Annotated in this window: 15 protein-coding genes; 9 read left to right on the top strand and 6 right to left on the bottom strand. The window is 68.3% G+C overall.

Annotated features, from left to right (window positions below; genetic code table 11):
- Positions 1 to 11: 11 nt before the first annotated feature.
- Genes H7K45_RS26325 through H7K45_RS26305 form a run of 5 tightly spaced genes read right to left on the bottom strand, consistent with a single transcriptional unit; the run spans position 12 to position 4,780 of the window.
- Entirely contained in the window at positions 12 to 770 is a 759-nt protein-coding gene (locus H7K45_RS26325; protein ID WP_263999030.1) for an ABC transporter ATP-binding protein, read from the bottom strand.
- On the bottom strand, positions 767 to 1,732 hold the full coding sequence (locus H7K45_RS26320) for an ABC transporter substrate-binding protein (RefSeq protein WP_263999029.1): 966 nt from the start codon (positions 1,730 to 1,732) through the stop codon (positions 767 to 769). Before H7K45_RS26320 ends, H7K45_RS26325 begins: the two co-directional genes overlap by 4 nt.
- 32 nt (positions 1,733 to 1,764) lie before the next feature.
- Positions 1,765 to 2,610, bottom strand: coding sequence for an ABC transporter permease (locus H7K45_RS31585; RefSeq protein ID WP_263999028.1), 846 nt, complete (start codon positions 2,608 to 2,610; stop codon positions 1,765 to 1,767).
- Positions 2,607 to 3,428, bottom strand: a complete 822-nt coding sequence (locus tag H7K45_RS26310) for a sulfurtransferase (protein ID WP_263999027.1) — start codon at positions 3,426 to 3,428, stop codon at positions 2,607 to 2,609. Before H7K45_RS26310 ends, H7K45_RS31585 begins: the two co-directional genes overlap by 4 nt.
- Positions 3,425 to 4,780: an NtaA/DmoA family FMN-dependent monooxygenase gene (locus tag H7K45_RS26305; RefSeq protein WP_263999026.1), complete on the bottom strand. Its 1,356-nt coding sequence runs from the start codon at positions 4,778 to 4,780 to the stop codon at positions 3,425 to 3,427. The genes H7K45_RS26310 and H7K45_RS26305 overlap by 4 nt, the downstream gene beginning before the upstream one ends.
- 342 nt (positions 4,781 to 5,122) lie before the next feature.
- Here H7K45_RS26305 and H7K45_RS26300 point away from each other — a divergent pair, with 342 nt between their 5' ends.
- The 6 genes from H7K45_RS26300 to H7K45_RS26275 all read left to right on the top strand — a co-directional run bounded on the left by H7K45_RS26300 (position 5,123) and on the right by H7K45_RS26275 (position 11,091).
- A complete protein-coding gene (locus tag H7K45_RS26300) occupies positions 5,123 to 5,773 on the top strand; it encodes a GntR family transcriptional regulator (RefSeq protein ID WP_263999024.1) in 651 nt (216 codons plus the stop codon).
- Positions 5,774 to 5,882: 109 nt separating this feature from the next.
- A complete protein-coding gene (locus tag H7K45_RS26295; protein WP_308206434.1) occupies positions 5,883 to 6,191 on the top strand; it encodes a WhiB family transcriptional regulator in 309 nt (102 codons plus the stop codon).
- Positions 6,192 to 6,261: 70 nt separating this feature from the next.
- Positions 6,262 to 7,485: an acyl-CoA dehydrogenase family protein gene (locus H7K45_RS26290; RefSeq protein WP_263999022.1), complete on the top strand. Its 1,224-nt coding sequence runs from the start codon at positions 6,262 to 6,264 to the stop codon at positions 7,483 to 7,485.
- 86 nt (positions 7,486 to 7,571) lie between these two features.
- A complete protein-coding gene (locus H7K45_RS26285; RefSeq protein ID WP_263999021.1) occupies positions 7,572 to 8,642 on the top strand; it encodes an LLM class flavin-dependent oxidoreductase in 1,071 nt (356 codons plus the stop codon).
- On the top strand, positions 8,639 to 9,697 hold the full coding sequence (locus H7K45_RS26280) for an LLM class flavin-dependent oxidoreductase (protein ID WP_263999020.1): 1,059 nt from the start codon (positions 8,639 to 8,641) through the stop codon (positions 9,695 to 9,697). Before H7K45_RS26285 ends, H7K45_RS26280 begins: the two co-directional genes overlap by 4 nt.
- Entirely contained in the window at positions 9,694 to 11,091 is a 1,398-nt protein-coding gene (locus H7K45_RS26275; protein ID WP_263999019.1) for an NtaA/DmoA family FMN-dependent monooxygenase, read from the top strand. The genes H7K45_RS26280 and H7K45_RS26275 overlap by 4 nt, the downstream gene beginning before the upstream one ends.
- A gap of 20 nt (positions 11,092 to 11,111) precedes the next feature.
- Here the strand turns inward: H7K45_RS26275 and H7K45_RS26270 are convergent, their stop codons facing one another.
- The gene (locus H7K45_RS26270) at positions 11,112 to 11,873 is read right to left on the bottom strand and encodes a sulfite exporter TauE/SafE family protein (protein ID WP_263999018.1); all 762 of its coding nucleotides are present in this window, start codon (positions 11,871 to 11,873) and stop codon (positions 11,112 to 11,114) included.
- A 296-nt stretch (positions 11,874 to 12,169) separates the two neighbouring features.
- Here H7K45_RS26270 and H7K45_RS26265 point away from each other — a divergent pair, with 296 nt between their 5' ends.
- Genes H7K45_RS26265 through H7K45_RS26255 form a run of 3 tightly spaced genes read left to right on the top strand, consistent with a single transcriptional unit; the run spans position 12,170 to position 14,855 of the window.
- Positions 12,170 to 13,066, top strand: coding sequence for an ABC transporter permease (locus H7K45_RS26265; protein WP_263999017.1), 897 nt, complete (start codon positions 12,170 to 12,172; stop codon positions 13,064 to 13,066).
- Complete coding sequence (locus tag H7K45_RS26260) at positions 13,063 to 13,800, top strand: ABC transporter ATP-binding protein (RefSeq protein ID WP_263999016.1); 738 nt, start codon at positions 13,063 to 13,065, stop codon at positions 13,798 to 13,800. Before H7K45_RS26265 ends, H7K45_RS26260 begins: the two co-directional genes overlap by 4 nt.
- A gap of 8 nt (positions 13,801 to 13,808) precedes the next feature.
- Positions 13,809 to 14,855, top strand: coding sequence for an aliphatic sulfonate ABC transporter substrate-binding protein (locus tag H7K45_RS26255; protein ID WP_263999015.1), 1,047 nt, complete (start codon positions 13,809 to 13,811; stop codon positions 14,853 to 14,855).
- Positions 14,856 to 14,871: the final 16 nt, after the last annotated feature.

The following is a 14,871-nucleotide window of genomic DNA, read 5'->3' as shown; positions in this document are numbered from 1 at the left end:
CCAACCTTCTGCTAGGCCACGCCCAGGGTGTCGGAGACGGCGTCGTAGAGGTCGTGATACTCGGGGGTGAACCGAAGCTCGCGGGGGTCGCGCGGCCGATCCAACGACACGGTGAATTCCTCGAGGATTCGGCCGGGGCCCGGACTCATCACCACGACGCGGTCGGCCAGCAGCAGCGCCTCGTCGACGTCGTGCGTGACGAACAGCACTGTCGTGCGGAGCTGTTCCCATAGGCGCAGGAAGTCCGCGCCGATCTCTCGTCGGGTGAGTGCGTCGAGCGGGCCGAACGGCTCGTCCATGAGGAACACGGTCGGATCCGACGCCAGTGTCCTCGCCAGGGCGACGCGTTTGCGCATGCCGCCCGACAGCTGGGTCGGCAGGTAGTCGGCGAAGTCGGACAATCCGACCTTGCTCAGGAGGGCGCCGACGCGCTCGGTCTGCTCCGCGCGCGGCTGGCCGGCAATCTGCAGTGGCAGACGGACGTTCTCACCGACCGAGCGCCAGGGCAGCAGCGCATCGTTCTGGAACAGCATGCCGACCCCGACGGGCGGTGACGTCACGTCTTGGCCGCCCACGCGGACCACCCCGCCGGTGGGCGTCACCAGTCCTGCGGCGGTCTTCAGCAGCGTCGACTTTCCGCATCCGCTGGGACCGACGAGTGCGACGAACTGACCCGAGTCGACGGTCAGCGTGACGTCGTCGAGTGCCAGACGCCGTCCGGCGCGGGTGCGGTATGACAGGCTGACGGAGTCGAATTCGACTGCACTCACGGCGAACTCAGCAGACTGAAGTCGAAGGAGTCCGCGAATGACGGGGCGGTGCCCGGTTTCACCTGGCCGACCTGCTGTAGCAGGTCGACGGTGTCCTGGTACACGGCGGCGTCGACGACCAGGCCCGGGGGAGCTTGGTCGAGCGTGGTCTTGAGCACTTGGTCGAGGCTCTCCTGGCTCAGCCCGGGAGCCTGCTTCTTGGCGGTCTCCGCCGTGGTCTTGAAGTCGGTTCCGGCTCGCTCCTGAGTCGCGCGGATGCCCTTGACGAACGCGGCGAGGGTGTCGCGGTGCTGCTGGGCCCAGGACTCCTTGGCGATGACCGTCAGTGCGACGTAACGGAACTGGGGCTTCCACAGCACGCGGAAGTTGCCCGACTGCACCATCGTGGTCAGCAGCGGGTCGCTGACCATGCCTGCGGCGGCACCGCCCTTCTCGACGGTGGCTTGCATGGTGGCGCCCGTGCCGCTGCCGACCACCCGCAGTCCCTTGTAGTCGACACCGTTTTCTTCGGCGGCTCGCTGCAGTTCGGTGTCGGACAGGCTTCCCGGCGCCGTGACGGCCACGGACTGGCCGGCGAGGTCGGCAACCTTCTGAACCGTCGAGGACGACGTCGTGACCAACGAGTACGGCGGTACCTGGCTCGTCACGGCATAGCCCTTGACGTCGAGATCCTTGATGCGGTTGCGGATGATGTGTTCGCCGGCGCCGACGAAGGCGTCGATGCTGCCGCCGCTGAGCGCCTGGACGGCGTCGGACCCGCTGTCGAAGCAGATCTGCTCGGCCTTCGTGGCGCCCAATTGGCCCTCGTCGATGGTCAGTGTTGCCAAACTCAGTCCACCGCAGACGATTCCGACCTTGATGCCGTCGGCCTGCGAGTCGCCGGCGCAGCCGGTGGCGGCGAGCAGCGTGGTCAGCGCAGCCCCGGCCAAGGCCTTGACGGATCTCGTGATGGTTCGGGTCATGTCGACTCCTGGTGCAGAAGTTGGGGGAGCGGTCAGCGTGGAACGACGCGGCGTTCCAACGCCTTCAACAGCTGATCGAGCGCGATGGCCACGACGGTGATCACCGCGAGGCCGGCGAACACGCCGGTGACGTCGAGCAGATTCGACGAGTACTTGATGTAGTAGCCGAGACCCTCGCTGGCAGCGATCAATTCGGCGATCACGGCACCGATGAGCGCGATGCCGATCGAGAGGCGCAAGCCCGTGATGAGCCACGGCACCAGGGAGGGGAGGACGATCCAACGCAGCGTCTGAATGCGGCTGGCGCGCAAGGAGCGGGCAACGTCGACGAGGTCCCGGTCGATCTGCTGAACACCTTGGTAGACGTTGTAGAACACGACGAACACCACCATCGTGACCACCATGGTGACCTTGGACAGCAGGCCCACGCCGAACCAGATGATGAACAGCGGTGCCAAGACGACGCGCGGCAGACTGTAGAGCGCCATCATGTAGGGCAGCAGCCAGCCGCCGAGCAGTACGGACGTGCCCAACGCGATACCGAGCACCGCGCCGAGCGGCACGCCGATGGCCATGCCGAGACCGACCTCGACGAGCGTCTGAGTCAGGTGCGGCCACAACTCACCGGTGGTGACCAGCTCGAGCAACCGTTGGACGATGGCCAGAGGTGAGGACACGTAGAACGAGCGGACGAGCCGGTCCGACGACGCTTGCCACACCGTCACGAAGAGGACGGCGATGGCGATGCGCCCACCGACGACGACCAGGCGATGCCGTCGTTCCTCGCGGCGGTCCCGACGGGTCAACTCGTCGGGGTCACTGCGGTCCCCGGCGGGTGTCGCCGGGCGCCGTGCCTTGCTGCTCACGGGACGGCTCACGTGGCCCTCCCGAGTTGGCCGGCCGGGGTCCGCGCGACGGGGCGGACGGGGTCGGCACTCCAGGCGGAGAACGAACCGACGAACAGCGGCGCCGCGATACCGAGGTGAGCCAGTGTCGCCACCCCGTGCGCCGCCGCCACCCCGCCACCGCAGTACAGACCGGGCACGTCGGCGGCGTCGGACGTGATTCCGTAGAGGGCGCGGAGGGTGTCGGCGTCGCGCAACGTGCCATCGGCGTCGACCGTGTCCCGAGAGCTGGCCAGACCGGCACCCGGAATGTGACCGGCCTCGAAGGCGTCGGGAGTGCGAGCGTCGAGCAGGCGGCCGGCGTCGGCGAGCGCGGCGGCCTGCTCGGCGTCCAGCTGGGCGAGGTGGCCTCCTGTCACGGTGACGTCGCCGGGGCGGGTGTCCGTGGCCAGCGGCCCCACCGGGTGCCCGGCGGCCAGCCAGGCCGGCAGGCCGCCGTCGAGGATGACGACGTCACGGACACCGGCCCAACTCAACACCCACCAGGCGCGGGCGGCGACGAAGCTGCCGTCGTAGTCGTAGACCACCACGGTGGAGTCCTCGTCGACGCCCCACCGGCGAAGCGCGGCCTGCAGATCGTCGACGTGGGGCAGCGGACGCTTGCCCGCCGTCGGTGGCGCATCGGAGCGGGACAGGTCGCCGGTCAGGGTGGCGACGGAGGCGTTGGGCAGGTGGTGATCTGGGCCCGCCTCACCGTCGTCGCGTCGAACTTCGATGAAGCGCAACGTGTCTGGTTCGCTGCGCAGTCGTGCGGCGACGCGGTCGACGTCGACGAAGACGTCGCCGCTCACGACGTCACCGCCGCGCTGAACTGGCTTGCCGGGCGGGGCAGGCCGAGATGCTCCCGCAACGTCGTGCCCTCGTACTCGCGACGATGCAATCCTCGACGCTGCAACTCGGGGACGACGAGGTCGACGAAGCGCTCGATGTTGTAGGGCACCCGGGGTGGGAAGATCATGAATCCGTCGGCCGCGCCGGTGGTGAACCACTCCTCGAGCGTGTCGGCGACGCGGGTGGGGGACCCGACGACCTCCTTGAACATGCCCCCGCGCGCGACCGCGGCCGTCACCTCGGCCAACGTGAGGTCGTCGTGGCCGTACAGCTCGGCGGCATCGGTGAGCACGCGACTCGCGGTCGTCGAGAGGGCCGACGGGTCGAGCACGTCCGTGACGCGCGCGTCGTCGGGGTGCGCCGACAGGTCGACCCCGAGCGCATCGGACAGCTTCGCCCGCCCGGCGGGGCCGGTTCGCAGCAGGTGTTGCAGCGTCGAATATTGTTCGCGTGCAGCCTCGTCGGTCTCTTCGACGTAGACGGCGACCCCTGGGACGATGAGCTGGTCGGCGGGGGCCCGGCCGTAGGCGGGCAGCCGTGACTTGAGATCGGCGTAGTAGGCGCGGGCCCCCTCGAGTCCCAGCGTGGAGGAGTTGGTGAAGCGCAAGTCGGAGAATCGAGCGCCGAGTTCTCGGGATCGTTCCGAGGCGCCGGCGTTGACGACGGGAAGCCGACCTTGGACGGGGCGTTCGATGTTGAGGGGACCGTCGACGGAGAAGAACTCGCCCTTGAAGCCGATCTGGTGCACGCGGTCCGGGTCGACGAACTGGCCGGTGGTGGCGTCCGCGACCCGCGCGTCGTCCTCCCAACTGTCCCAGAGCAATTGCAGAACCTGGATGTATTCGGCGGCCCAGTCGTACCGACGATCGTTGTCCCAGTGCTGATCTCGACCGAAGTTGCGCGCGGCTTCGACGTTCTTGCCGGTGACGATGTTCAGGCCGACGCGACCGCCACTGAGATGGTCGATGGTCGCGGTGGCCCGAGCGACGTTGTACGGATCGGAATAGGTGGTGTTGACGGTGGTGATCAGGCCGATGTGCGTGGTGACCGCGGCGATGTGCGACGCCAGGGTGAGGGCCTCCGGGCGCAGCACCTCGTTGGGATTGGCGAACTGTGAATCCGTCAGCCCCACCAACCGGTCGCCGATGAAGAAGAAGTCGAAGATTCCGCGCTCGGCCGTTTGGGCGGCCGTGCGAAGCAGGGCGGGGTTGGAGTTTCCGTCGGTGAAGGAGCCGGGCAGTCTCCACGCAGCGGGGTGAAAGCCCGTGGGCCAGATGGTCAAACCAAGGTGCATGCGTCGATCGTCGGACATGGATGCTCGCCTTCGGCAGGGGTGGACTGCAACGCGACGGAACGGTCGCAGCGCGGAAGTCACTTCAGATCGCGGTCGTCTCCGAGCCCGATTCGGGCCGCGGCGTGACGACGCAGGTCAGTTAGGACAGAGACAGCTGTTGACCATGAGCAGGTCGACGTAGCGGCGACGAACCAGATCGGAGGCGTCGGCGAATATGCGAGGTACGCATGGCGTGACCAGCTGGCGGAAACCGCTCGACAGAGCGGCCAGATGCAGCCATCGGGTCACGTACACGAGCGTATACGCTGAGTCGAAACGGCGTCAACCGAGCGACGCGTGCGAAAGGAGTCGCCAGATCGCATGAATGCCAACGTCTTCACTGGTGCGACCCGAGCCGATGCCCACTACCTGCGGGTCAAGGGCGACCTGCTGGCGGGACGCTTCGAGCCGGGCACGGTGTTGCTGGAGACCACGCTGGGCCAGCTCTACGGGGTGTCCCGCACCCCGATGCGCGAGGCGCTGGCACGCTTGGCGCACGATCGGCTGATCGACCGCACCGAGCGTGGCTACGTGGTGCGCGAACGCTCCGCGGAGGAAATTCAGGCCATCTACGAGGCACGCATTCCCCTCGAGGGCTCGGCCGCGTCCCTGGCGGCCACGCGCCGTGGCACCATCGACGTCGACAGGCTCGACCACCTCCTCGCGTTGCGCCGCGACGAGCCCGACCATACCCGTCACCCCCAGCTCAACTCCGACTTCCACGTGGCCCTGCGTGACGCCGCCCGCAGTCCCGTGATCACCTCGACGCTCGGTCAACTCGACGACATGCTGACCGACTACCGCCCGGACCGCACGCCGTCGCCCACCACTCGACGCGGCTTGGACGAACACCTCGGCATCATGGCGGCAATTCGAGACGGCGACTCGGCAGGTGCTCGGACGCTGATGGTCAGCCATCTCGAGCGCATGCGGGACATGCGCATCGCCGCCCACGTCAGACGGACGCGCTGACCCGTTGCGCACGCACGCAATCACCGCGATCCAAAGGGTCCCTGAGGAACTCCGCGAGCCCCATAGTGAGCGTGGGAACAGTGTGCGTCGCAAAGTGTGAATCGAGGCCGTGGTGACAGTCTTCATCGCTCCGTTGCAGCCCGAACCGTCGGGCTCCGCCCTCGCGCGCGGGGAGTGGCGAGTCAAGGCCCGATGCCGGACCGTCGCCGAAGAGGTGTTCTATCCTCCCGAGCGCGAGACGCGCCGGGCCCGTCGCGAGCGGGAAACCGTTGCACGACAGATCTGCTGGACATGCCCGGTGCAGGTTCCCTGCCGACGTTTCGCGGTGGCGACGCAAGAGCCACATGGGGTGTGGGGTGGTACCACGCCGCTCGATCGCCGACGACTGGCCGGTGAAGCACGGCCTCGAGATTCGTGAGCAGGCGCAGTTTTCGATCTCGCCGACTGCAAGCCTGGTACGTCCGGCCGTGGTGAGGATCATCTGAGGTATGACCGTCATCGACACCGTCCACCCCGTCGAGCAGGGTTCGCGCCCGCAGCCCACCGTCGTCAGCGGCACCAGCCCGCTGGCCGACGGGTTTCGGAGCCGCTTCTTCACCGACGCCGACTACCGCCGCTTTCACGACCGTGCCCCGCGTTACGACGCCGAGAACGCCTTCTTCGCCGAAGACTTCGCCGAACTGGTCGAGCGCGGCTATCTCAAGGCACCCCTTCCCGAGCGGCTCGGTGGCGCCGGTGTGTCGTTGGCCGAGCTCGTCGCCGAGCAGCGCCACCTCGCCTACTGGGCCCCGGCAACCGCGCTGGCGGTCAACATGCATCTCTACTGGGCCGGTTCGGCCGCCGAGGCTGCCGCGCGCGGCCTGGCCGACGTGGACTGGTTGTTGGACGCGCTGGCGGCGGGACGCGTCTTCGCCGCCGGTCACGGTGAGCGGGGAAACGACGTCGGTCTCGACGATTCCCAGGTAAAGGCCGTTCCCCAGCCCGACGGCTCCTATCGCATCACCGGGCGCAAGGTCTTCACGTCGCTGTCGCCGGTGTGGGACGAGATCGGCATCCACGCCCGCGACGACTCCGATCCGGACAATCCCGTCATCGTGCACACGTTCGTCGACCGCAACGCCAAGGGTGTCCGGATCGAGGAGACCTGGGACGCGCTGGGCGTACGGGCGACCTCCAGCCACGACACCGTGTTCGAGGACGCGATCGCCGAAGCGCACAAGACGGTCGCCACGCATCCGGTCGGACCGGTGTATCCGGAGTATCTCGGCGCCCTTCTCCAGTGGTACCTGCCGCTGGTGTCGAGTGTGTATTTGGGCATCGCCCGCCGGGCACTGGATGTGGCGATCCTCGGCGCTCAAAGCCGAACCTCGTTGCGCGACGGGATCTCCCGACACGCCGAGAAGCCAGCCGTGCAGCGTCAGGTGGCGCAGGCCGAGATCAAGCTCGAGGCCGTCTCGGCGCTGCTCGACTCGGTCACCACGCCGGGGACGGGTGACTGGGCGCCGCTGCGTCCGCTGGCGGCCAAGGAGTTCGCCACCACCACGGCCCGCGAAGTCGTCGACGTCGCGGTCCAGGTGGTGGGTGCCTCGTCGGTGTCGCGCCGGCACGAGCTCGAGCGGCTCTACCGCGACGTGCGTACCGGATCGTTGCACCCGCCGAACACCGATGCCGTCCTGGAGGCGCTCGGCGCCGTGGCGCTGGGGCAGGGCTAAGCGGATCCGGGCCGGGAATGCGGGCCGGGAATGCAGGGGCCCGCCACACGGTTGGTCCCGACGACGTCAACCGCTGAGGTGTCGATGTGAAGTTCTTGTTGCTCACGCTGATTAGCCATACCGACGACCCCGTGACGGGGGTGCGGAAGAGTCCTGCCCAACGGCTCCGAGACGTCGTGGACAAGGCGGTGCTGGCCGAGGAACTGGGTTTCGACGGCTTCGCCGTCGGGGAGCGACACGAAGACCCGTTCATCTCGTCGTCGCCGCCGGTGGTGCTGAGCAACATCGCGGCCCGCACGTCGACCATCAGCCTGTTCACCGGGGTCACCACGCTGAGCCTGCTCGACCCGGTCCGTGCCTTCGAGGACTATTCGACGCTGGACAATCTGTCCGACGGTCGCCTCGAACTCATCATCGGCAAGGGCAACGGCGCGGCGCAGGCGGAGTTGTTCCACGTGACGACCGACGATCAATGGGATCGCAACCGCGAGGGCTACGAGTTGTTCCGTCTGCTGTGGGAGAGCGACCGGGTGATGTGGACGGGCCGGTTCCGGCCCAGTTTGGTCAACGCCAAGGCGTTGCCCCGGCCACTGCAGTCCCACCTCCGGATCTGGCACGGTAGCGCCACCAGTACCGAGTCGGTCGAACTGGCGGCCCGACATGGTGATCCGATCTTCTCGGCCAACGTCACCTACCCCGTCGAGCCCTACGCCGAGCTCGTCGCGCATTACCGGCAGCGCTGGGCGCATTACGGCCGGCCCCCGGAGGAGGCCTTGGTGGGAGCGGGCACGGCCGGTTTTCACGTGGCGCCCACCTCGCAGGAGGCGCAAGCGGCCTACCGCCCGATCTTCGAGGCGCGCCTCGCGGCCCAGCGCCGAATGGGACTGCCCGTGGTGTTCGAGTCTCTCGACGACTTGGTCGAGCGCAGTTCGGCCATCGTGGGCAGTCCCGGGCAGGTGATCGACAAGGTGGGCCGCTACCACGAACGGCTCGGCCACGAGGTGATGCATCTCAGTGCCGACGTCGACGGGCTGCCGCCCGGGCACCAGCGTCGCAGCCTCGAGCTGTTCCAATCCGACGTCGCACCGGTCCTTCGCGAACGATTTCCCAGTCGCCCCCTGATCGCGCAGTCGCACGCGAAGGAGGTCGTGGCGTGAGCGTGTTCGGGCTGGGAATCGAGTTGGACGGCGAGGGCAGCCACCCCGCGTCATGGCGCCGCGCCAACCACCCGCCCAGCGAGTCGCTCAGCGGACGCACCTTGCTGGCGCGCGTGCGCGCTGCCGAGAACGCGGGCTTCACGCTGGCCACCTTCGACGACTCGATCGTGCCTCCGCGCGGCGACGTGCGAGCTCGCGTCGACGCCGTGAACCGTGCCTCGTTCGTCGCCGCTGCGACGTCCACGATCGGCCTGGTGCCGGTCGTCGAGACGACGTACGCCGAGCCGTTCCACACCGCGTCGCAGCTGGCGACCCTCGACTACGCCTCGCGCGGTCGCGGCGGGTGGATCGCCGCCCGTGCCCGAGACGCGGCGATCGCGAGGGCCTGGGGGCGGCCGGCGGTCCGGGCCGACGACCTCGATCGTGAACAGCGCGACTCGGTGACCGTCGTGCGGGCCCTGTGGGATTCGTGGGAGGACGACGCCGTCATCCGCGACTACGCGACCGGCCGCTTCCTGGATCGAGACAAGCTGCACTACGTCGACTTCGAGGGAGAGTCGTTCTCGGTGAAGGGCCCGGCGATCGTGCCGAGACCGCCGCAGGGACAGCTGGTCGTCTTCGGCACCGGCGCCGATCAGCCACTCGTGGACGTCGTCCTCGTCGTCGAGTCCGAACGCGAGGCCGCGGTGGCAGCCGCGCAGCGCAGCCCCGGGCTGGCGTTCGTCGAAGTGTCGGTCGCGCTCGACCTCGCGGGTGTCACCGCCGCGGAGCGTCTGGCCGAGCTCGACCGTCACCACCCCGCCCAGACCCCTTCGCGCCTCCAATACGTGGGTCCCCCAGGCGGTCTGGTGGACCTGCTCGACGACCTGGCACGTCACGCCGACGGAGTGCGACTGTTCCCGGCCGTGATCGACGAGGATCTTCCGGTGCTTGCGCGGTACGTGCTGCCCGCCCTCTTTCGGTCCGGCGTCGCCCACCGTCCGGTGCCAGGGTCGTCGCTGCGCGACAACCTCGGCCTCGCCCGGCCCAGCAACCGTCATGCGAGGACCCCATGAGTTCGTCGGATCGGCATCGCGAGGACGCCCAGGTGCACTTCGGCGTCTTCTTCCAGGGCGTCAACCACACGACGATCTGGTCGGCTCCGGCCAGTGGGTCACAAATCGACTTCGAGACGTTCCGCCGGATGATCGCCACGGCCGAGCGCGGGCTGTTCGACGCCTTCTTCCTCGGTGAGGGGCTGCGCCTGCGGGAGCAGGACGGCAAGATCCTCGACCTGGACATCGCAGGCCGCCCCGACGCCATCGCCCAGCTGTCGACGCTCGCGGGCATCACCGAGCACATCGGACTGGTCGCCACTCAGAACACCACGTACAACGAACCAGGTGATCTGGCACGGCGTCTGGCGGGCCTCGACGTCCTCTCGGGCGGTCGCGCAGGGTGGAATGCGGTCACCACCGACAACGCGTGGACCGGGGCGAACTTTCGGCGCGGCGGATACCTCGACCACGAGCTCAGATACGAACGCGCCGGTCAGTTCATCCGCGCGGCCCGCGCCATCTGGGACTCGTGGGCCGACGATGCGATCGCGACGTCCACGGCAGCCGACGCCTGGGCTCGAGCCGACGCCGTCCGGCACGTCGACGTCTCGACCTCGCAGTTCGACGTCTCCCTCGACGCGACGCTGCCCCGCAGCCCCCAGGGCCATCCGGTGATCTTCCAAGCCGGGGATTCGTCGACCGGACGTGACTTCGCGGCCGCCAACGCCGACGTCATCTTCTCGCGCCACGGTACCCACTTCGACGACGCGCTCGCCTTCGCGACCGACATCCGGGCACGGCTCGTCGCGGCCGGGCGACCGGCCGACGACATCAAGATCCTGCCCGGTACCCAGATCGTCTTGGCGGAACGGGCATCCGAGGTCGAGGAGAAGCGGCGCTGGGTTCTCGACGGTCAGTACACCGGGCAGACCGCGCTGTCCCTGGTCGGGCAGGTGTGGGGGCGCGATCTGTCCGACCGCGATCCCGATGGTCCACTACCCGAGGATGATCCGATACCCGCGCCGATCTCGGTCACGCGCGGTGCAGCCAGGGACGGCAAGGATCCGGTCGCGATCGCCAAGGAGTGGCGGGCCCTGGCCGAGGCCAAGGGGCTCTCGCTGCGCCAGGTCGCCATCGAGACGTCTCTGCGCTCGGGTTTCGTAGGCACTCCCGGTCAAGTCGCCGACGAGTTGGCGCGCTGGGTTCGGGCCGGCGCCACCGACGGTTTCAACATCTCGCCATACCTGGTGCCCGGCGGACTCGACGACATCGTCGAGTGGCTGGTCCCCGAACTCCAGGAGCGAGGCGTCTATCGCACCGAGTACACGTCCAATACCCTCCGCGGTCATCTTGGACTGCGAGATCCGTTGACCCGCAGGGCCGTTCACTCATCCGGCAGCGCCACCGGCTGAACCGGCCATCCCGCCGGCGGTCAGGTCACGGAGACAGTGGTGGCGAACATGCCTGCGCCGGCGACGATCAAGACGCCGTCGACGACGAGCGCGTACAGGCGGGGCCGCATGCTCCTGACGAGGCGGCGGGTGACGAAGGGCCCGATCATCAGTGCCATCCCGATGACGAGCCCCTGCAGCACCAGCTTCGTCACGAGGACCCCAAAGCCGCCGAAGGTGAGCAGCTTGGCCACGTAGAGCACCGTGGCACTGGCGGCCTCCGTGCCGAGGAAGGGTCCTGCCGACAACCCGAACCCGGTGAACACCGGGACGCTCAGGGGGCCGGTCGACAGCACCAGGCCGGTCAGGAAACCCACCACGGCACCGGCGATCGCCAGGTGCCACCAGCGCACGCGCCAGGCCCGCGCCGCCGCCACCCGGCGGACGGGGATCATGGCCAGGAAGAACACGCCGAGCAATCCGTCGACGATCCGCGGTGAGATCGTCAGCAGGGTGTGTGCGCCCAGAACCGCCGCGGGGACGCCCGGTGCGGAGTAGACGGCGACGGCGCGCCAGTGAATGTCGCGCCACCAGGCGATGACTCGGGCGGCGTTGCCGAGGACCGAGGCGATCGCCATCATGGGCACCGCCTCCCGGGGCCCGTAGAGCACCACCAGCACCGGCAGCAGCACCAGAGACGATCCGGTACCGACGACGCTGCCGAGCGCGCCGGCGGCCAGGGCGAGGACGAAGATCAACGACAGAGCCATCACGGACAGGACCTTCTCGCCGGCGTGGGGCACGCCGGCGGAGATCCTCCAGGCTTTTGTCCGTTCAGATGACCGCATGTCGTCGGGACCTGCGGTGGCGCCGCTCGGACCAGTCGCAGGCCGCAGTGCGGCGTGCCGGAACCCTAGGCGCTGTCACCCCCAGCGTAGACGCATTCCGGCACCGCGCCACGGTCCGACGAAAGAATCCCAGCGATTTCATAGCTCGGCCGATGGTGCTCGCGAGGCCATGGTGGAGGCAGAACCTGGTCGTCGCGCATCGCGCCCTGCCCAGATGCCCTGCCATTGAAGGCAACCGACTGGAGTAGCCCATGACAGATCTCGGTCTGGCAGCCCGGCCCAACGTCGGCACGGCCTCCGCCGCCGAGGGAACACCGTTGGCGGGCCGGGACGTGTTCCTGCCGCCGGACGATCGACCCCTCGGCGCACCGGCCCGGCTGTGGCAGCGGCTGCACTGGCCACTGGGCGTCTACACCACGCCCGTGGTCATCCTGGTGGTCTGGGAGATCCTCGGCGTCACCGGGGTGATTCCACCGCTCTACGCACCCGCGCCGACCGACATCGCAGCCACCGTGGTGCAACTGTGGCGAGACGGTGTGCTCGGCCCGGACCTGTTGATCTCGTTGCAGCGCGCGGGCATCGGTCTTGCGCTTGGCTTGACGGTGGGCATCGTCACCGGTGTGCTTGGCGGTTTCCTCCGACGGGGCGAATACCTCTTCAACGGGCTGGCTCAAATCCTGAACACGATCCCGCTGCTGGCCGTGCTGCCGCTGATGATCGTGTGGTTCGGCATCGACGAGTTGACCAAGGTGTTGCTGATCGCGTTTGGCGCCGGAGTGCCGATGTACCTCAACTTGTTCGCCGCCATCCGGGGGGTGGACCAGCGCTTGATCGAGATGGCCCGCACCACCGGAGCGGGACGGGCGCGCATCATCGGGCGGGTCCTGCTACCCGGTGCCCTTCCGGGATTCCTCGTCGGGCTGCGCTTCTCGCTCGCCTACAGCGTCTTGGGCCTGGTGGCCGCCGAGACCGTCAACGCCAACCAGGGCCTCGGGTTCCTGGTCACCCAGGCGCAGACCTACTTGCAAACCAATCAGGTCTTCGTCGGGCTGGTCATCTATTCGGTGCTCGGCCTGCTGGCCGACCAGATTGTGCGGATCCTCGAGCGCGTGCTGTTGCGGTGGCGCCCGAGCTTCGAGGCGTCGTGAGCGCCCCGAACGTGACCGCGGCGAGGCAGCGGACGGGTGTCCTTGCCGAGCAGGTCGTGCGGCGGTTCGGCGAGCGCACCGTTCTCGACCGGCTGGACCTGACCATCGCCGGCGAGGAACTCGTCGTGCTGCTGGGACCCTCGGGGTGCGGCAAGAGCACGTTGCTGCGACTGCTTGCCGGCCTGGACCGGCCCGATGGCGGCCGCATCGAGGTGCCCGCGAAGCGTGCCGTCGTGTTCCAGGGTGACAGGTTGCTGCCCTGGCAGCGGGTCCTGTCCAACGTGACCCTTGGACTGCGTGGTTCGGATTCCGACGAACGCGCCCGTCGCGCGCTGGCAGACGTCCACCTGTCGGGGCGCGAAAGGGCATGGCCGAAGGAGCTTTCCGGGGGCGAGGCGCAACGGGTCGCGCTGGCGCGGGCGTTGGTCGCCGAACCGGAGCTCATCCTGCTCGACGAACCCTTCGCGGCGCTGGACGCCATCACGAGGGTCAGGATGCACGAGTTGGTGCGCGAACTGCGTCGCCGGCACCACGCGTCGATGTTGCTGGTCACCCATGACGTCGACGAAGCGATCGCGCTGGCCGACCGCGTCGTGGTGATGAGCCACGGGCGCATCGGAAGTGCTCACGACGTCCAGTTGTCGGCGGCCGATCGCGAGGCCAGCGTCGCCCGCGAACAACTTCGGCTCGAACTGCTTGGCGACCTCGGACTCGCCAGCGGCCACGTGAACTAGGAGAACGCATGTCCCACCGGAAGTTTCGTCTCGTCGGCACGGCCGTCGCACTGATCGCCACCAGCGTGCTGGCGGCGTGCAGTTCACCGGCAGCGGGTCCGCAGGGCGCGTTGAGCAAGCCGACCGGATCGGCGGTGGCCCACCCCGAGTGGAGTCAATTCTCGTTCACCCTTGGCGACAACGGCGGTGACGGCAGCGAGGAACTCGCGAAGGTCACCGGTGCGTTCGACGACGCGCCGTACAAGGTGAAGTTCGCGCGGTTCGACTACGGGCCGCCGCTGGTGCAGGCGGCGGCCTCCGGCGACATCGACCTGGGCAGTGTCGGTACCGTTCCGCCGATCACCGGGGCCGCGAAGGAGTATGGCTTCAAGATCGTCGCGACGCAGCGTGGGGCCGATCCGACGAAGGCGGCCGAGAACATCCTGGTACCCAAGGACTCGTCGATTCAGAGCCTCGGTGACTTGCGGGGCAAGAGGATCGCCGTTCCCCAGGGCAGCTCCGCGCACGGTTTGGCCTTGCTGGCGCTCAAGAGCGTCGGCTTGACGCCCAAGGACGTCCAACTCGTGTACCTCAGCCCCGCTGCCGGCGCGTCGGCGTTCAACACCGGCAAGGTGGACGCGTGGTCCATCTGGGATCCCCAGTCCTCGGTCGCGGTGGGCCAGGGTGCCCGCATCATCGCCAAGGGCGTACCGCCAATCGACCAGTCGAACAACTACTATGTGGCCACCGACAAGTCCCTCGGCGACCCCGTTCGGCGGGCGGCCCTGGCCGACGTGCTGACGCGTGTTGCCCGAATCTTCAACTGGGCACAGCAGAATCCCGACGAGTACGCCAAGGCGATCTCCAAGGAGACCGGCGTGCCGCAGAAGGATGCCAGGGCGACCGTCGACTCGTTCCCCTTCAAGATCACCCAGTTCCTACCCGAGGACGTCAAGGCCGAACAGGCGCTCAGTGACGCCTTCTTCGAGGCGGGCGAGATCACGAAGAGGGTCGATCTCACCACCATCAGTGACAACCTCCTGCCCGATGGTTTCGACAGCTCGAAATCGTCCTAGCGCCAACGCATTACCA

This window comes from Mycobacterium yunnanensis (assembly GCF_025823185.1).
GTDB classification, from domain to species: Bacteria; Actinomycetota; Actinomycetes; order Mycobacteriales; family Mycobacteriaceae; genus Mycobacterium; species Mycobacterium yunnanensis.
The sequence above is the reverse complement of the archived record's forward strand: the minus strand, read 5'-3'. Positions and strand labels throughout refer to the sequence as shown.